The following is a 16,628-nucleotide window of genomic DNA, read 5'->3' on the forward strand; positions in this document are numbered from 1 at the left end:
ATTCACCCGACATGCTTCACCATCGAAGCGGCCAGCGTCACGATCTGCTCGACTCGAGGCAACGCAGCCTCTTCCATGTGCTTGGCATAGGGAACGGGCACTTCGACGCCGCAAACCCGTTCGACCGGGGCGTCGAGATCGTAGAACGCCTGCTCCATGATGCGCATGCCGACTTCCGCCGCGAGCCCGACGCTGCGCCAACCCTCATCGACAATGAGCGCGCGCCGGGTCCTGCGCACCGACTGGATGAATGTTTTTTCATCCAGCGGACGCAGGACGCGCAGATCGATGACTTCCGCCTCGATACCCTGAGCCGACAGCTGCTCGGCTGCGGTGAGACATTTGTAGAGCGACGCGCCGTAAGTAATCAGGGAGATATCTTGGCCGGCACGCCGAATCGCCGCGCGCTCGATATTGATGCTCGCCGCATCGACACTCAGCTCGCCTTGCACGTTGTACAGATTCATGTGCTCGAAAATGATCACCGGGTCGCGAAACTCGAGCGCGGCACGAAGCATCCCGGCGGCGTCATCGATGGTCGCCGGGGTCACGATGCGCAGGCCCGGAATGTGGCTGTACCAACCCTCCAGGCTGTGCGAATGCTGAGCGGCGACTTGCCGCCCCGCGCCCGTGGCCATGCGGATGATCAGCGGGACCGGGCACTGCCCGCCCGACATGTGGCTCAACGTGGCCGCCGTATTCAATATCTGATCGAGCGCGAGCAGGCTGAAATTCACGGTCATGATCTCAACCACTGGGCGCATGCCGGCCAATGCCGCACCGATACCGGCGCCCACGAACGCAGACTCCGAAAGCGGCGCGTCGCGGATCCGCGCTTCGCCGAACTCCTCTAGCAATCCCTTGGTCACTGCAAAGCAGCCGCCGTATTTGCCGATGTCCTCACCGATCAGGAACACATCCGGATCATTGAGCAATACCGATCGCAGGCCTTGCCTCAGAGCCTCACGATAGGTGATCGCTCGAGCGGTTTGGGGAAGTGCGCTCATGCCGTTTGCTCCGCGTATGTGAAGCGTGTGAGCTCTTCCACCCGTTCCAGTGAGCCTTGCTCGGCAAAGCTCACCGCATCGTCGACCTCTTCGTTCGCCATCCGTTGCAGGCGAATGAAATCCTCCTCCGCCATCAGGTTCTCGGCCTTCAAACGCTGCGTCAGGCCGATGAGCGGACCTTTGTTCTCCCAGTCCTCGACCTCCGCCTTGCTGCGATAGAGTTGCGGGTCGTACATGGAATGGGCCCGGAATCGATAGGTCCGCGCTTCGAGGAACGCGGGCATGCGCTGGTGACGAACGTACTCCGCCAGCTCGCGCGCTCGATCTTCGACTGCCAGCACATCCATGCCGTCGACGCTCTCGGCACGCATGTGATAGCCGCAGAGCTTCGCGATCAGATCCGTTTCCGCCTCGGATCGCGACCAAGCGGTGCCCATGGCGTACTGGTTGTTCTCGCAGATGAACAGCACCGGCAGATGCCATAGCGAGGCAAGATTCATCGATTCATGAAACTCGCCTTCGGCCACGGCGCCTTCACCGAAGAAACAGGCGGCGATGGCATCACGTCCCATGAGACGCTCACCGAGCCCCAGCCCGACGGCCAGCGGCAGACCGCCGCCAACGATGGCATTGCCGCCGAAGAAGCGGCGCTCTCGATCGAAGATGTGCATCGACCCACCGCGACCGCGACAACAACCTTCGAGCTTTCCGTACAGCTCGGCCATGAGCGAACGCATCGGGATGCCTCGCGCGATCGCATGCCCGTGCTCACGATACGTGCCAGCAATGTCGTCCTCGGGTCGCAATGCCTGCATCACACCGACGGCGACCCCTTCCTCGCCGTTATACAGATGCAAGAAACCCCGGATCTTGCCGGCGCTATATAGCTCGGCGCAGCGGTCCTCGAAGCATCGGATGCGCAACATCTCCGATAGCAGATGTAAGGCGTGCTCGCGTGTCGGCAGCAGAGTCATGCGCTCGGCTCCAACGTCGAAAGATCGCCTTCCGGCAACCCCAATGCGCGTACTCGCAGCAAACGGCGCATGATTTTGCCGCTACGAGTTCGTGGCAATGAGACGACGAAATCGATACCACGCGGCGCAATCGCGGCGCCAAGCGACCGGCGGGCATGCGCCATGATGGAACGTCGCAGCTCGTCGTCGCCGGCATAATCCGGCCGCAGCTCGACGATGGCCTGGACCACCTGGCCCGCCACGGGGTCCGGCAAGCCAATGACCGCCGATTGCATGACCGCCGGATGCAAGTTCAACGCGCATTCGACTTCAAAGGGGCTGATCAGGTGGCCCGAGGACTTGATGACGTCATCGGTACGACCGATGAACCAGAAGTAGCCGTGCTCGTCCCGGTACGCCTGGTCGCCCGAGAAATACCAGCCGTTCGTGAAGCTCTCCTGATAGCGCTGCTCGTTGTTCAGATAGCCGCTGAACATCGAGGGCCAGCCCGGCCGCAACACGATCTCGCCGACTTCGTTCGGCGCCAGTATCTCGACCGTGCCGTCGTCGCGCCGGCGGCCGATCTCCGCGTGAACACCCGGCATCGGGCGGCCCATCGCGCCTGGCCATACCGTTTGTGACAGAAAGTTTGCGATCATGATGGCGCCGGTCTCTGTCTGCCACCAAGTGTCGTGAACGGGCATGCCGAAGGCTCCCATGCCCCACATCACCGCCTCGGGATTGAGCGGCTCGCCAACGCTGGCGATCAAACGAAGTGCCGGGTAGGTGTGCCGCTTGACGGGCTCCAAGCCCGCTTTCATCAGCATGCGAATGGCCGTGGGCGCCGTGTACCAAACGTTCACTTCGTTCTCCGCGAGCAGTCGATACCAGCGTTCGACGTCCAGTTCCTCGCGATCGACCAGCAACGTCACGCCACAACTCAACGGCGCCAGGACTCCATAGGAGATCCCGGTCACCCATCCCGGATCGGCCGTGCACCAGAACACATCTTGGGGATGCAGATCGAGCGCGAGCCGCGCGCTCGCGTGGTGAGCGACGATCGCATCGTGAACGTGAACTACGCCCTTGGGCTTGCCGGTCGTGCCGCTCGTGAAATGCAACAACGCGGGTGTGTCCGCGCTCAGAGGCACGGTTTCAAATGTCTCCGACAGCCCCGACATCGCTTGCGTGAGATCTTGCGTGCCATGGGGAAGTTCTCCCTCGGCCACCTCACGAACGATAAATATGTGCCGTAACGTGGGCAAAGTGCTTCGTATTGGTGCGACCTTGCGCTCGTAAAGATGCTGGGTCGTCACCAGCACCCGCGCACCAGCGAGCTCGAGTCTCGAACGAATGGGCTCAGGGCCGAACGCGGCGAATAACGGCGCGAAAATGGCACCGCACTTGAGGGTACCCAGCACCGTCGAATACAACTCGGGGCAGCGGCCCAGCAACGATGCGACGACGGCTCCTGGCTCGATAGCGACCAGCCGCAATAAATTGGCGAAGCGATTCGCGCTTCGAAGCAACTCTCCGTAAGTCAGCTCGGTGCGAGTGAACTCCGCGTCGACAAAGCGCACTGCCGGCTTGTTCGGCGTGAGCTTGGCATGCCCGTCGATTGCGACCATGGCGATATTCATCTTGTCGTCGCTACGATCGAACAGGTCGGCGCGCAGTTGGTCCCACGAGAAATGCCGGCACATCGCCTCGTAGTCCCACAAATTTGCCGCACGCACCGTGCGTAGGGACTTCTCTATCGGGCTGAATCGCGCCAGCGTGGTCTTTGCAGGTTGCACAGTGATTCCTCCGCTCGACCTGCGCTTACTGTCACGCGCGAGCCTGCGCGATCCCATGCGGAACTTCGCGGAAGCCTTCCGGGGAAGTCGCGTCACTGGACCAGCCGCAGTTTTCGGCGGAAATCTTCCCCGCCCCACGGATGCGCCGCTTCATGACGAACTGATTAACCTGTGTAAACGACGTTTGATACATCTGGCTGGGGATGTACTATTTGCATTCAAGTGTTACCCACGCCCGCCGGCACCTCCGTGCGCGCGAATGGCGCCAAGCGAAGCCCGAGAGGCGCTTGCGAATCGAGCCGGCGAGTGCCTCTTTCGCACGAAGCCGTCGCCGTAGAGGACGGGCCGATGACGTTTCACCAGCAACTGCTTGCCGATCTGGTCGAGTTCGCGCCGGACGCCATGCTCATCGTGGACGCATCCGGTCAGATTCTTTATGCAAATCAGCGTGTAACTCACGTATTCGGGTACGAGCGAGAGGACATCGTCAACCGCAGTGTGGATCTGCTGTTGCCGGACAGGTTGCGTACACGACACGCCCATCACCGTCGCAACTTCGCGCAGGATCCTCGCACACGTCCCATGGGTGCCGGTTTCGAATTGCTGGGGCGGCGCATGGATGGCAGCGAGTTCCCCCTGGAAATCAGCCTCAGTCCATTGCGTGACGGCTTGGCCGCAGCCGCCATCCGAGATGTCACCGATCGCAAGCGAGTAGAGCAGGAACTGATCCACGCCCGCGAAGCGGCCGATCAGGCTCGCGAAGAGGCGGATCGAGCCAATCTGAGCAAGAGTCGTTTTCTGGCAACGGCCAGTCACGATCTGCGTCAACCTTTGCAGGCCCTCTCGATGTTGCATGGCACGCTGTGCCGTGTGGACATGCATCCCAACGGACGCGAAGTGCTCGCTCAGCAGGGGCTGGCGATCGATGCGATGAAGCGTTTGCTGAGCGCATTGCTCGATATCAGCAAGCTCGAATCGGGGGCAGTCAACCCGCAGCCCTCGCAATTTCCAGTCCGTCAGCTGTTCGAACTGCTCAGCACGGAATTCTCGACGGCCGCTCGATCCAAAGGTCTGGCGCTGGTCGTCGAGCAGACTGATCTGAGCACGTGCACGGATCAGTCCCTGCTCGAACAGTTGTTGCGCAATCTGATCTCCAACGCCATCAAGTACACGCGCGCGGGAACAGTCACGCTTCGGGCGACCCCGCTGGGGAGCGGCATGCAGATCGAAATCTGCGACACCGGTGTAGGCATTCCGGCCGACCAGCAGGCTTACATCTTCGATGAATTCTTCCAGGTGGGCGTTGCGAGGAACACCACGCGTGAAGGCTACGGTCTCGGACTTGCGATCGTGCAGCGAATCGCGAAGCTGCTCGGCCTGCGGATCCACGTGCAGTCGGAAGTCGGCAAGGGCTCGACTTTCACACTGCAGCTGCCCCGCGCCGAGGCTGTGAAATCGGACTGCCCGGTCGACACGCCCGCCTCTGGCAATCATCTGACGAGGCACGCACAGAGCGGCAAAATCCTGGTCACCGAGGACGAACCCAGCGTGCTACGGGCAACTCGACTGCTGCTCGAACTGGAGGGATACCAAGTCATCCCCGCCAGCAGCCGCGAGGAAGCTCTGCTGCGAGGTCGAGAGCATCCCGACATCGATTTGCTGGTCAGTGACTACCATCTCAAGGAAGACCAGACTGGCTTGAATGTCATCTCCGGCGTTCGCGAGCAACTTGCCCGAAACATTCCAGCCATCCTGGTGACCGGAGATACGTCCAGCGCCATGCGTAAGCTGCCCGCCGATCGACAGTTGCGCCTGGCGAGCAAACCGGTCGATGCGGAGGAGTTGTTGACGCTGATAGGAGAGCTGCTGAATACGCACCGCGCGACGTGAGCTCGGCGCTTCAGACGCGCCCATGGGCGCGCGGTCCGCGCCGATCGTCCACATCCCGGAAATTCCCGAGACATCCACGCGTTTTCCCACAACGGATGTTCTATTTCCGGAAGATCCACGGCTGACCCCGGACATTCTCGGAGAGCGCGGCCCCCACGAGCGGCGTACATGGAGAGAATCATTCCCGGAATTGGCAGCCATGAATGACTTCAGCAACCGAACCGATGCGGGCCGGACGCTCGCCGATCTGCTCACGGCATACCGCGAACGCGAGGATGCGATCGTACTGGGACTACCCCGCGGTGGCGTTCCCGTCGCCTTCGAAGTGTCAAAGAGGTTGAACTTGCCGCTGGACGTGATGGTGGTGCGCAAGCTGCGGGCTCCTGGCCAACCGGAACTTGCGGTCGGCGCCATCGCGTCGGGCGGCATCTCCGTTCTGAATGAAGACCTCGCCTCACTGCTTTGCGATCCCGTCCAACTCCGGGCCGAACTGCAGCATCAGAACCAGGAGCTGCAACACCGCGAGAACCTCTATCGCAATGGCCGGCTACCACTCGACATCAAGCGTCGCGCGGTCATTCTCGTAGACGATGGCGCAGCCACCGGCGCATCGATGCGAGCGGCGATCAGAGCGGCACGAAAGTTCGGGGCCGCGCGCGTGATCGCCGCCGTTCCAGTTGCGTCCAGCGACGCGGTCACGCAATTGAGCGCAGAAGCGGATGAGGTCGTGTGCGCTCTGCAGCCCGATTTCTTTCAATCGGTTGCCGATTGGTATCGGGATTTCGAGCAGACCGACGATAGCGAGGTTACCGCCCTCATCGCTCAGTCTCGCGGCCGGCCTCAACGAATCGCGCACGCGGAGCACTAGGTCAAAGCGCTTCTCGCATATCGCTCGGCCAACGCAATATAGCCGTGCGCCTTGCCGGCCCACGGCGTGAGCGATGCAACCGTTGGATCCAGAACGTGCCACGCCAGAATCTTCGCACGAACCAGCTGTCCGGCGATGGGTTCTCGCGGCACTCGCTCGATTTCTATCAGAGCTGCCGGGCACTGCGCTCGTCCGTGACGCCCATGAATTTTTCCCTCGCAACGGCGCTCATGCCAAAGCGGCGCGAGCCCCCCGTTTCCGGACCCGGTGCGAACGATAGCTCACCTCGGGCTTCGAAAGTTCCTTCTCGGCGATTCGCAGCGCCGGCTCGATGCGCTTTCTGAGCGCACCGCTGGGCTGACGCGCCAGATCCAATGTCACTTGTTTGTGGATCAATCGTTGCGCCGACGCCGGCAAGCATTGCCTCAGCATCGGCAGCAATCGAGGCGAGGCAAACAAGATCAGCCCCGTGCTGTCTCGTGCATCGAGCAACTCGCGGATCGGGCGAGCGATGTCCTTCAGCCACGATTGCAGGGCATGCTCACGAGCCGGGGTATGACCTTGCAGCGCCTGGTGCGCGCCCGACGCCGAGTTGATGACGCGCCCCGGGCGATCGCTCACCAGTTCGCGCTCTGGTTTGCCGCCGGCGGGATTGGCGAACACCGCCAGCTCCAGCGGTGCTCGGTCAGCCACGGCTTCGAAGACTCGCAGACGCCGTGTGTCCGCCACGATCGCATGAATCATATCGCCCTCCTCCGCCTCAGCGCAGGTACGCCTCGGTTGCGTACCGGCGCATCATGCGGTGACTGTTGAAATAGGATGCGTTCTTGCTGATCGCACCCTTCATGACTTTGATCCAGCCCGAGCGGTCTTCCGCGTAGTACAACGGCAAGACCGATTCCTGCAGCTTCTCGTACAGCGAATGCGCATCGTTGTCGGCGACGCCCGTGCTCTGTACCGCCCAGCCCGTCGCTCCCTCGATACAGCCCTCCACCCACCACCCATCGAGCACCGACAGATTTGGCACGCCGTTGAATGCGGCCTTCATGCCGCTCGTCCCCGATGCCTCCAAGGGAGGCAACGGCGTGTTCAACCACACATCCGAGCCGGCGACCAGCAGCCGTGCCAATGCGAAGTCGTAATTCGGCAGATAAACTGCCTGGATCACGTCGCCGATACCTTGCAGGCAGCCGTGAACTATTTCGATCAAACGTTTGCCTCCCTCGTCGTGCGGATGCGCCTTGCCAGCCATGACGACGGCAAACGGGTGGCGGAGCCCGATCGCTTTGAGCCGTTGCAGGTCGTTGAACAGCAAGTCCGGCCGCTTATACGCAGTCATGCGCCGTGCGAAGCCGAGCAGCGGCACTCGCGCATCCAGCGCAGCCCCCGTGCTCGACCGAATGTAGTCGAGCAGTTGCTGTTTCGCTTGCACATGGGCGTTCCACAACTGCGCATCGGGTATCGCCCCGTCGGCCCGCACGAGCAGTTCCGGCTCATGGCACCAGCTCGGGATGTACTGGTTGTATAGCTGACGCAGACTCTCACTGGTCCACGTGAACGGGTGGACGCCATTGGTGATCGCATGAACCCGATAGCCCGGAAACATCTTTCTGGAGATCTCGGCATGCCTTTCGGCGACGCCGTTCACGTACTCGCTCAAGTTGAGCGCGAGGCGCGTCATGTTCAGATCGCCCTCGCCCGCCAGATGCTTGAGCGTGTCGAGCTCGATGAAGTCGGCTCCCAAGGTTCGAGCCACGAGCTCATAACTGAAGCGATCATGGCCGGCCTCGACGGGGGTGTGCGTCGTGAACCGACACTGGTCGCGCACGACAGGGATGTCGTAGTGAGAATCTCCCGGCCGCAGGTCCTCTGGCGAATACGCATTCCGTCGCAGCAGCTCGACACCCAGCAAGGCGCTGTGACCCTCGTTCATGTGGTACTGACGGACCTCGAAGCCAAGGGCGTGTAGCAGCCGTACCCCACCGATCCCCAGCACGATTTCCTGCTTGAGCCGATACGCCTCGTCGCCGCCGTACAAACAGTGAGTGATCTGCCGATCTTCAGGCGCGTTCTCCGGCAGGTCCGTATCGAGCAACAGCACCGGCTGGCGCGTGCCCCACTGGCTTTCGAGCACATACAGCCACGCACTGATCCAGACCAGCCGTCGCTCGATCGGCACGGCGACCTTCGCTTCGAGCGAGCGCGCCCACATCGAGGGCTCCCAAGGATCTGGCTGATCGACCTGTCGGCCTTGAATGTCAAGCTGCTGATGGAAATAGCCGGCGCGACTCACCAGGCTGACCGCCACCATCGGCAGCCCGAGATCGGCCGCCGATCTCATCGTATCGCCCGCCAGGATGCCGAGACCGCCCGCATAGGTCGGAATCTCGTTGCGAAGCGCGATTTCCATGGAAAAATACGCCACGCGAGGCTCGTAGATGAATTCATCGACCATCGCCGGACTCACTGCGTTCGCTTTGTGAACACCCATGGGCAAACGACGCCACGGCCTTCATCAGCGTGTCCTGATGGCCGACCCACAAGTGACCGCCGCGGTCATAGGAAATGAACTGGGCTCCATGGATATGCTCGGCCGAGTAATGCGCGCCTGCGAACATTCCGTACAAATCATCGCGAAGAGCGACGACCAACGTTCGTACTCGTATGCTTTCGAGGTCGTAGCGATCAAGCGCCTGCGCCACGCGAGCGTCGTTGCGCAACCCGGCTGCGCGACTGCTCAACGGCAGAACGCTGTACAGCACCTCGTTGATACGGATTTGCTCGTTCTGATCCGCCGCTTTCACGAGAGCGGGCGGAGTGCCCAGCACCGTCCCGATGATCAGATCGCGTGCTATGCGCAAACCCAGCCAGTAGATGGGATCCGAGGCGACCAGCCAACGAAGCATCACCTCGGCAAGACGCGCCGGCCTGTGCACCGAACGCAGCGCGTCGCCCGGCGCCCAGGTCAGCGGCACGAGCAACACCAATCCGCTGCAACGTTCCGGATGGCGAAGTGCGAACTGCATCGCAGAGGGCGCGCCGGCCGATGCGCCGATGATGACCGTGTTACGAATCCCCAGTGTATCGAGCAAGTCCGCGTGTGCGTCCGCCTGGGCTTGCGGCGAGGCGTCCTCCGGCAGAGGCGTACGCAAGTAGCCGAATCGGGACACCGACGTAATCTTGAAGCCACGTTGCGCGAGACCGCGAGAGAACAACAATCCCTGATCGAAGCCACCGCCCGCGCCGTGCACTACGAGGATCGATTCGCCCTCACCCTCCTGTGCGTACTCGATACGCCCGTGCGCGGTCTCCGCAACGCAACTGCCGTTACCCACCCGAAGCCGTGCGGTGCGAAGCTCCTGCTGGAAGCGTCGATAGCTCGTTCCCGCAAGCAAGCCCACTGCGGCGGCACCGGCGACGGCAAGCGACTTTCGAGAGAACATTCGGCGCCCTTCGGATGAGTTATAAGACGACCAGCTCCGCGTAGCGGATGTCCCGAGCGGCCTTCGTGTCACAGATGAACAGATCCAATCGCGCCGCAAGTTTCTCAGCGAGCGGCGCACCTTTGGCAACGGCCGGCTGCTGTTTCGCGGTCGGATCGACGATGACCAGGATGTTGCGGATCGGGTTCATGATCCTTCCTCGTGGAGTGGACTCGGAGACTTACCCTTCCGATATCGCGGCACTGACCTGCAGGTCGTGCACGAACTCGGTTTCGGCAGCGACCCAATCTTCCAGCTCATGACCGGGCTCGAACCCACGTTCTTGCGCGCGGAAATAAGCCGCCAATGCGATCATGTTGTGCCGATTGGTGGCGCGGCCCGCCGCCTCCGACTCAGCCATACGGACAATTTCCGCGTGATCGACGCGCTGGTTCCTGCGCGGTGTGACCTTTGGCGCGGACGCGCCGGGCTTGGGCGGATGAAGGCCTTTGGGTTGTGAGCTCATGACATCACCTCTTGGCTCATCGGCAGGCGCACGAGCCGCCTGCCGACAGCGATGATCATTTCACCTCGATGGAAATTGGCTGCTCGGGCTTGGTCGGCGTCGTCTTCGGGACGCTGACCTTGAGCACGCCGTCCCTGGACTCGGCGCGGATGTTCTTGGCATCGACATTGTCGGGCAGCGAGAAACTGCGCGAGAAAGAGCCATAGAAGCTCTCCACGCGAATCTCGTTCTGGTTCTTTTGTTTCTTCTCCTGACGACGCTCGCCGGAGATGGTCAGCAAGCCATGCTCGAAGGTGACATTGACGTCCTCCTTCTTCACTTCGGGCAGCTCGGCCTTGATGACGTACTCGGCGTCGGTCTCGGTGATATCCGCGACCGGGCGCCACTTGCTCTCATCGCCCTCGAAGCGGCGCATCGCACGCGAGAGGAACGGTGAATATTGCCGAAACATATCTTCGACTTCGCGAAAAGGTTCCCAGCGGGTAATGTTCATGTCGCATCTCCGATAAAGAATTTTCAGTGACGGGCGGATGAAATGTTTGACATGCCACGGCGCAATCGCCATTCGGGGAACGCCCTAGTCGTTACGGGATCTCTGCGGCGCAGTGGCTGAGCAACGCGACTGCCCGCACCGGCTCCGCAGATCCCCGAGTACGGTCCGCTCGCGCATTGCGACACTCGTGTCCTTGAGATCACCACCATGGCGGCCCCATGAGAAGGCAGGCGCGCGATGAGTCTGCGCAGTGGCGTCGCGGAAGGCCGTAACCCCTGCGGACTTCAGACTTCCATCTCCGGTACCGGCGATTTCTTCTCCACAGGGATCTCGGTCATGGTCGCCTCGGTGAGCAGAAGCACGCTCGCCACCGAGACGGCATTCTCCAGCGCGACTCGCACCACCTTGGTTGGATCGATGATGCCGGCCTCGAACAGGTCCACGTAACGATTGCGGGCGGCATCGAATCCGACGTTCGATCTGGCCTCGATCATCTTGCTGACCACGACGCCGCCATCGACGGCCGAATTCACAGCGATCTGTCTCGCGGGCGCCTCGAGCGTCCGCTTGAGTATCTGAACGCCGGTGCGCTCATCGCCCTCGCACTGCGCCTCGACGGCCCCAACCGCCGGGATACAACGCAGCAGCGCCAACCCGCCGCCGGCAACGATGCCTTCAGCCACCGCGGCTTTGGTAGCACTGATGGCATCGTCCAATGCGTCCTTCTTGGATTTCATTTCCGATTCGGCAGGCGCGCCGACGCGAATCACAGCTACACCGCCGGCGAGTTTCGCGAGCCGCTCCTCGAGCTTTTCCTTGTCATACGTGCTGGTCGACTTGTCGATCTCCCGGCGAATCTGCGCCATGCGGCTGTCGATCTGCTTGCGCTCACCCGCGCCGCCGATCAATGTGGTGCTGTCTTTATCGATGACCACCCGTCGCGCACGACCCAGCTGTTCAATGGTCGCATCTTCGAGCTTGAAGCCCAGTTCCTCGGCGATCAGCTGCGCCCCGGTGAGCACCGCAATGTCTTGCAATATTGCCTTGCGCCGATCGCCGAAACCCGGCGCCTTCACGGCGGCGCTTTTCAGCACCCCTCGAATCTGATTGACGATCAGCGTCGCGAGCGCCTCGCCTTCGATGTCCTCGGCGATCACGAGCAGTGGCCGGCCGTTCTTCGCGATCTGTTCCAACAGCGGGATCAGATCTTTCATGATATTGATCTTTCGATCGGCCAACAGGATAGAGGCATCCTCGAGCACGGCTTCCATGTTCTCGGTGTCGGTGACGAAATATGGAGACAGATAGCCCCGATCGAACTGCATGCCCTCCACCACCTCGAGCACGGTCTCGGTCGTCTTGGATTCCTCGACGGTGATCACGCCCTCACCGCCCACCCTCTCCATCGCGTCGGCCACGAGCTCCCCGATTCCTTCGTCGTTGTGCGCAGAGATGGCAGCGATCTGCGCCTTCTCCTTGCGGCTCGAGACCGGCTTGGACTGCGCTCGCAATGCCTCGACCGCGGCCTTCAGGCCTCGATCGAGACCGCGCTTCAAATCGATCGCGCTCGCACCGGCGGTGACGTTGCGAAGACCCTCAGAGAAGATGGCGTGCGCGAGAATAGTCGCGGTGCTGGTGCCGTCGCCAACCAGCTCGCCGGTCCTCTCCGCCGCCTGCCGCAGCATCTGAGCGCCGAGATTCTCTTCCGCATCCTTGAGATCGATTTCCTTCGCGATAGTTACGCCATCGTTACAGACAATCGGCGCGCCCCATGATTTTTGAATGAGCACGGACTTCGATTTCGGCCCCAGCGTGATGCGTACTGCGTCGGCAAGCTGGGTACAGCCACGCAGAATCTTCTCGCGCGCCGCGGATTGAAACAGAATCTGTTTGTGCGCCATGAGGCGACTCCATGAAGTTGCACGGAGCGATACTGCCGCCAGCGCAGCGCGTTGCCTTTAGGGAAACATGGCAATCCAACGCGGGTTTCACGGGGATTGCTGCCTCCACGGCACAATCTGCGGGGTTTCCAGCATGCACCCACGGGATGTTCGTGTGGGCACACGTTCTGTCGAGAACACCAGGATCATCGCCCGAGCCATCACGCCGAACGGCCATAGCCACGCGTGCCTTGCCCGCGACGGCGCTCAGGACGGCGCCGGCACGGTGCACGGCTGGAAACCCATTGACGGCTGGAAATCCGGCAACACGATCGACGTCCATCATGACACTCACACGCGGACGCGGCGTGGATGTCGCAATTGAAGCGCTCGGCACGCAGCCGACGTTCGAAGCCAGCCAGGAGACTGCCTCCGGTGTGAACCGGACGTTCTCCAGATACTGGGCCGACATGTTTCGCTCCGGGATGGCTGTCAGATGTCAGTCCGCTCTCGAACCAATAGAACGGGAACGGGCGCCGAACGGACGACCAGCTCCGCATCGCTGCCGAGCGTGAGGCGCGACATGCCGCGGCGGCCGTGCGTCCCCATGACTATCAGATCGGCATGCCACTGCTTCGCCGCTTCGACGATGCAGTCCGAGGCGCGTCCACCGATGGTCTCCAACAATTCGGTATCGACGTCCGCATCCGCGAGTCGGGCAATCGATTGCGCCTGCGCCAGCACGTCCTTGCCGGTTTCTCGCATGCTCTCGATCAGTGCCTGGTGATATTCGGTCGCCGCGAGCGCCGGCTCGGAGATCAACTCATTGACGACGTGGATCACTTTGACCCGTGTCTTCGGCGCACTCGCCAACTTCAACGCTTCAGTCAAACCTTTGAGCGAACAGCTGCTGCCGTCGACTGGGACCAGGATTCTGCTGTACATGGCGCGTACTCCGAAGGGTTCGAATGAACCTAGTTCGATGGACTCTAGGCGCGAGTCATTCGAGGCCGCACCCGGGCTTCTCCGGAATCGACACGCACTTTCGCGGGTCATGCGCTGCGGTGCGCGCTAAGGAACGCCGCGTAGCCTCCCTCGGGAACGCTCGGGTTCCTGTGTTTCTTCACACGCCCATACTCCACGAACCCGAACGTCGCGGAGCCCGATCGATGGTGCGCGTTGCAGTCCTGACGAGTGGCGGCGATGCCCCCGGGATGAACGCGGCGGGCCACGCGAGGTCGGCGGCATCATTCATCAGGCCGGCACCCCGCTCGAAACCAGCCGCGGGCAATCCGGCTGCCTCGTCGGCATTCGTCGCGGTGAGATCGTCTATACGCCGCTATCGGAAGTGGCCGGGCACAACCGGCCGCTCGACCCTACTCTGCTCGGGCTGGCGCGGGCTCCGGCGACCTGACCCGAGGAGGTATTCACCATGCAACTGAACGAACTCTGCGTCCTCGACGCCGCCTGCTGCCAAAAGGGCATCAGCGTTGCGGAGGCCGCCAGACTCATGCGTCAACATCACACTGGGGACCTCATCGTCACCGACGATAGTGAGGGCACCCGGGAACCCGTTGGCATCATCACCGACCGCGACATCGTGATGCAGGTGATTGCCAGAGGCCGGGACCCGGATCGCACCCAAGTCGGCCAGATCATGGCGGTCCCGCTCGTGGTTGCATCCGGCTCAGAGAACATCGCCACGGCCATCGAACGCATGCGCTCGCATGGGGTGCGCCGTTTACCGATTGTGGACGACAACGACGCGGTAATGGGCATCGTCACCTTGGATGACCTGTACCGAGTGCTGGCCGACCACACGGCGGCGCTCGCCGCCATCGTCAGCAAAGAGCAGACGCGCGAGAACAGAAGTCGACGTTGGCTCGTTGCACCCCACTTTCCACCACATCGCTCAGGAGTCGTGTCATGAAAACAGATGAGCAGCTCAAGCAAGACGTCCAGGCCGAACTGAACTGGGATCCGAGTATCAACGACAGCGGCATCGTGATCTCGGCCAAAGAGGGTGTCGTGACACTGGCCGGACATGTACCGTTCTACGCCGACAAGGTGTCCGCGGAGAAAGCAGCAAAAACTGTTTCCGGCGTGCGCGGCGTCGCAAACGACATCGAGGTCAAGCCGAACATGGCGCACCAGCGCTCCGACTCGGACATTGCCGAATCGGCCGTCAATGCGCTCAGAGCGAGCGTCGCCGTACCGGCCGACGACGTAAAAGTGCTCGTGCGCGACGGCTGGATCACGCTGGAGGGAAACGTTGCGTTTCGTTACCAGAAGAGCGCTGCTGAGTCGGCGGTACGCAGCCTCTGGGGTGTCAAAGGAATCACCAATTCCATCTCGATCACGTCGTCCGTGCCGGCCGTCAGTCCCACAATTGTTCGTAGCAAGATTCAGAGCGCTTATCAGCGGCATGCCGCCATCGATGCGAACAAGGTAAGGGTCGATGTACTGGGCAGCACGGTGACTCTCACCGGCGAAGTGCATTCATGGCATGAAAAAGACGATGCCGAGAATGCAGCGTGGGCTGCGCCCGGCGTAAAGAGCGTCCACAACCATCTCTGCGTTGTGACACTTTGAGAGAACTCACCTGGAGGGGCCGGCAGCAGCGCGGCCCCTTCCTATCCGCGCGCCTATGCCATTTTGTGTCCATCCTTGACCGGTTCTCCCATGCGGGAAAGGTAATCGGCCACCGCAGTCGCTTCTTCGGTGTCCAGACCATCGAAGTATCTTACGAGGTCGCATCGACGTTGAGGCGATGCCAGGAGGCGAATGCTGGTCGCGGACCGAAGGAATGAATCCGTCGTCGTCGCCTCGAGCGTCCTCTTGATGACAGGACGCGCATTGGTCCTGATAGAGAGCAGTCTCGTCCCGCGCCCCGCGCGGCGACCACCGGTGGATTCCCCTAGCCGTTCCGCGAAATCCAGGTTGCCTGTAGTGCGCAATTCGCTGGAAACTGCTGCACTGGAAATAGGAGAAGGCAGATGGCGACTTCAGTAGATGCCAAAAAGCCCATTGTCTATGTCGTCGATGACGATGACGGCATGCGCCGCGCGCTGGCCACGCTGCTGACCACGATCGGGTACACCCCCGCACCGTTCGCGCGCCCGACCGAATTCCTCGCCAAATATGATCCGTCCAATCCCTCCTGTGTGGTGCTCGACGTTCGCATGCCCGAGATGAGCGGCCTGGAAGTCCAGCAGCAACTCAACCGCACCGGCTCGATGATTCCGGTGATCCTGATCACCGGTCACGGTGATATTCCCATGGCGGTGCAGGCAATGAAGGACGGCGCCTTCGACTTCCTGCAGAAACCCTTCCCCGACGATCAGTTGCTCGACGCGATCAAGCGCGCCCTGGCGCAAGATGTCGAGAACCGCCGCAGCGTCGAACGTCATGCGGACCTGCGCCATCGGGCCGCGTCGCTGACTCCCCGTGAGCGGGAAGTCATGAAATTTATCGTTGACGGCCGTGCAAACAAAGTAATCGCAATCGACCTTGGGTTGAGCGAACGCACCGTTGAAATTCATCGGGCCAACGTGATGGAGAAGATGGCGGCGCGTTCGGTCGCGCACCTGGTGAAGATGCATTCGCTGCTCGGGGGCGATGCTTGAAGTCAAACAGACACAACACGCATTTTCTGACCGTGGGTCACGTCGCTCAACCTGACTGAACGTCGCTGCAGTTCTCATTCAGTTCGCTCATTGCTTCCCTGCGCTTCAACTCTGCTGGCCGTTCGCGCGAGCGTCACCGCGCGAAGTCCTCTCATTGCCGATTCGGC

Annotated in this window: 17 protein-coding genes and 1 pseudogene; 6 read left to right on the plus strand and 12 right to left on the minus strand. The window is 61.6% G+C overall.

The genetic code is table 11. From position 1 onward, the window contains the following. Positions 1–2: 2 nt before the first annotated feature. Genes EKO19_RS34185 through acsA form a run of 3 tightly spaced genes read right to left on the minus strand, consistent with a single transcriptional unit; the run spans position 3 to position 3,756 of the window. Positions 3–1,007 (minus strand): alpha-ketoacid dehydrogenase subunit beta, encoded by a 1,005-nt coding sequence (locus tag EKO19_RS34185; RefSeq protein ID WP_175597293.1) that lies wholly within the window; start codon positions 1,005–1,007, stop codon positions 3–5. Next, positions 1,004–1,981 carry a pyruvate dehydrogenase (acetyl-transferring) E1 component subunit alpha gene (gene pdhA / locus EKO19_RS38775; RefSeq protein ID WP_175597294.1) on the minus strand — a complete coding sequence of 326 codons (978 nt, stop codon included), beginning with the start codon at positions 1,979–1,981 and terminating at the stop codon, positions 1,004–1,006. Before pdhA ends, EKO19_RS34185 begins: the two co-directional genes overlap by 4 nt. Further along, positions 1,978–3,756 carry an acetate--CoA ligase gene (gene acsA / locus EKO19_RS34195; protein WP_217705777.1) on the minus strand — a complete coding sequence of 593 codons (1,779 nt, stop codon included), beginning with the start codon at positions 3,754–3,756 and terminating at the stop codon, positions 1,978–1,980. Before acsA ends, pdhA begins: the two co-directional genes overlap by 4 nt. 348 nt (positions 3,757–4,104) lie before the next feature. Here acsA and EKO19_RS34200 point away from each other — a divergent pair, with 348 nt between their 5' ends. Together EKO19_RS34200 and EKO19_RS34205 are read left to right on the plus strand one after the other, a co-directional pair. Further along, on the plus strand, positions 4,105–5,646 hold the full coding sequence (locus EKO19_RS34200; protein WP_129781916.1) for a hybrid sensor histidine kinase/response regulator: 1,542 nt from the start codon (positions 4,105–4,107) through the stop codon (positions 5,644–5,646). 22 nt (positions 5,647–5,668) lie between these two features. Further along, complete coding sequence (locus EKO19_RS34205; protein ID WP_217705778.1) at positions 5,669–6,514, plus strand: phosphoribosyltransferase; 846 nt, start codon at positions 5,669–5,671, stop codon at positions 6,512–6,514. Here the strand turns inward: EKO19_RS34205 and EKO19_RS38515 are convergent. From EKO19_RS38515 to groL, 8 genes are all read right to left on the minus strand, one after another. Further along, positions 6,511–6,666 (minus strand): hypothetical protein, encoded by a 156-nt coding sequence (locus EKO19_RS38515; protein WP_157995571.1) that lies wholly within the window; start codon positions 6,664–6,666, stop codon positions 6,511–6,513. The two genes, EKO19_RS34205 and EKO19_RS38515, sit on opposite strands and share 4 nt — an antisense overlap. Positions 6,667–6,742: 76 nt before the next feature. Further along, on the minus strand, positions 6,743–7,258 hold the full coding sequence (locus EKO19_RS34210; RefSeq protein ID WP_129781917.1) for a host attachment protein: 516 nt from the start codon (positions 7,256–7,258) through the stop codon (positions 6,743–6,745). Positions 7,259–7,274: 16 nt separating this feature from the next. Next, positions 7,275–8,969 (minus strand): alpha-glucan family phosphorylase, encoded by a 1,695-nt coding sequence (gene glgP / locus EKO19_RS34215; protein ID WP_129782016.1) that lies wholly within the window; start codon positions 8,967–8,969, stop codon positions 7,275–7,277. Further along, entirely contained in the window at positions 8,959–9,957 is a 999-nt protein-coding gene (locus EKO19_RS34220; RefSeq protein WP_129781918.1) for an alpha/beta fold hydrolase, read from the minus strand. The genes glgP and EKO19_RS34220 overlap by 11 nt, the downstream gene beginning before the upstream one ends. Positions 9,958–9,976: 19 nt before the next feature. Then, a complete protein-coding gene (locus EKO19_RS38520; RefSeq protein WP_157995572.1) occupies positions 9,977–10,147 on the minus strand; it encodes a hypothetical protein in 171 nt (56 codons plus the stop codon). Positions 10,148–10,177: 30 nt separating this feature from the next. Continuing rightward, positions 10,178–10,462 (minus strand): DUF2934 domain-containing protein, encoded by a 285-nt coding sequence (locus tag EKO19_RS34225; protein ID WP_129781919.1) that lies wholly within the window; start codon positions 10,460–10,462, stop codon positions 10,178–10,180. Between the two features lie 55 nt (positions 10,463–10,517). Next, on the minus strand, positions 10,518–10,955 hold the full coding sequence (locus EKO19_RS34230; RefSeq protein ID WP_129781920.1) for an Hsp20/alpha crystallin family protein: 438 nt from the start codon (positions 10,953–10,955) through the stop codon (positions 10,518–10,520). A 284-nt stretch (positions 10,956–11,239) separates the two neighbouring features. Continuing rightward, positions 11,240–12,856: a chaperonin GroEL gene (gene groL / locus EKO19_RS34235; RefSeq protein ID WP_129781921.1), complete on the minus strand. Its 1,617-nt coding sequence runs from the start codon at positions 12,854–12,856 to the stop codon at positions 11,240–11,242. 172 nt (positions 12,857–13,028) lie between these two features. Here groL and EKO19_RS38975 point away from each other — a divergent pair. After that, a pseudogene (locus tag EKO19_RS38975) lies at positions 13,029–13,254 on the plus strand (hypothetical protein); the annotation flags it as partial. A 73-nt stretch (positions 13,255–13,327) separates the two neighbouring features. Here EKO19_RS38975 and EKO19_RS34250 read toward each other — a convergent pair. Continuing rightward, a complete protein-coding gene (locus tag EKO19_RS34250) occupies positions 13,328–13,780 on the minus strand; it encodes a universal stress protein (protein ID WP_129781923.1) in 453 nt (150 codons plus the stop codon). Positions 13,781–14,267: 487 nt separating this feature from the next. Between EKO19_RS34250 and EKO19_RS34255 the strand changes: the two genes are divergently transcribed. The 3 genes from EKO19_RS34255 to EKO19_RS34265 all read left to right on the plus strand — a co-directional run bounded on the left by EKO19_RS34255 (position 14,268) and on the right by EKO19_RS34265 (position 16,461). Then, on the plus strand, positions 14,268–14,765 hold the full coding sequence (locus EKO19_RS34255; RefSeq protein ID WP_129781924.1) for a CBS domain-containing protein: 498 nt from the start codon (positions 14,268–14,270) through the stop codon (positions 14,763–14,765). After that, entirely contained in the window at positions 14,762–15,427 is a 666-nt protein-coding gene (locus EKO19_RS34260; protein ID WP_129781925.1) for a BON domain-containing protein, read from the plus strand. Before EKO19_RS34255 ends, EKO19_RS34260 begins: the two co-directional genes overlap by 4 nt. 404 nt (positions 15,428–15,831) lie before the next feature. Beyond that, on the plus strand, positions 15,832–16,461 hold the full coding sequence (locus tag EKO19_RS34265) for a response regulator transcription factor (protein ID WP_129781926.1): 630 nt from the start codon (positions 15,832–15,834) through the stop codon (positions 16,459–16,461). Positions 16,462–16,628: the final 167 nt, after the last annotated feature.

The sequence above is a fragment of the Peristeroidobacter soli genome (assembly GCF_004138485.1).
In the GTDB taxonomy this organism is placed as follows: Bacteria; Pseudomonadota; Gammaproteobacteria; order Steroidobacterales; family Steroidobacteraceae; genus Steroidobacter; species Steroidobacter soli.

Coding starts and splice junctions, on each gene's coding strand:
- EKO19_RS34185 (WP_175597293.1), bottom strand. CDS start 1,007: ATGAGCGCACTTCCCCAAACCGCTCGAGCGATCACCTATCGTGAGGCT.
- pdhA (WP_175597294.1), bottom strand. CDS start 1,981: ATGACTCTGCTGCCGACACGCGAGCACGCCTTACATCTGCTATCGGAG.
- EKO19_RS34200 (WP_129781916.1), top strand. CDS start 4,105: ATGACGTTTCACCAGCAACTGCTTGCCGATCTGGTCGAGTTCGCGCCG.
- EKO19_RS34205 (WP_217705778.1), top strand. CDS start 5,669: ATGGGCGCGCGGTCCGCGCCGATCGTCCACATCCCGGAAATTCCCGAG.
- EKO19_RS34210 (WP_129781917.1), bottom strand. CDS start 7,258: ATGATTCATGCGATCGTGGCGGACACACGGCGTCTGCGAGTCTTCGAA.
- glgP (WP_129782016.1), bottom strand. CDS start 8,969: ATGGTCGATGAATTCATCTACGAGCCTCGCGTGGCGTATTTTTCCATG.
- EKO19_RS34220 (WP_129781918.1), bottom strand. CDS start 9,957: ATGTTCTCTCGAAAGTCGCTTGCCGTCGCCGGTGCCGCCGCAGTGGGC.
- EKO19_RS38520 (WP_157995572.1), bottom strand. CDS start 10,147: ATGAACCCGATCCGCAACATCCTGGTCATCGTCGATCCGACCGCGAAA.
- EKO19_RS34225 (WP_129781919.1), bottom strand. CDS start 10,462: ATGAGCTCACAACCCAAAGGCCTTCATCCGCCCAAGCCCGGCGCGTCC.
- EKO19_RS34230 (WP_129781920.1), bottom strand. CDS start 10,955: ATGAACATTACCCGCTGGGAACCTTTTCGCGAAGTCGAAGATATGTTT.
- groL (WP_129781921.1), bottom strand. CDS start 12,856: ATGGCGCACAAACAGATTCTGTTTCAATCCGCGGCGCGCGAGAAGATT.
- EKO19_RS34250 (WP_129781923.1), bottom strand. CDS start 13,780: ATGTACAGCAGAATCCTGGTCCCAGTCGACGGCAGCAGCTGTTCGCTC.
- EKO19_RS34255 (WP_129781924.1), top strand. CDS start 14,268: ATGCAACTGAACGAACTCTGCGTCCTCGACGCCGCCTGCTGCCAAAAG.
- EKO19_RS34260 (WP_129781925.1), top strand. CDS start 14,762: ATGAAAACAGATGAGCAGCTCAAGCAAGACGTCCAGGCCGAACTGAAC.
- EKO19_RS34265 (WP_129781926.1), top strand. CDS start 15,832: ATGGCGACTTCAGTAGATGCCAAAAAGCCCATTGTCTATGTCGTCGAT.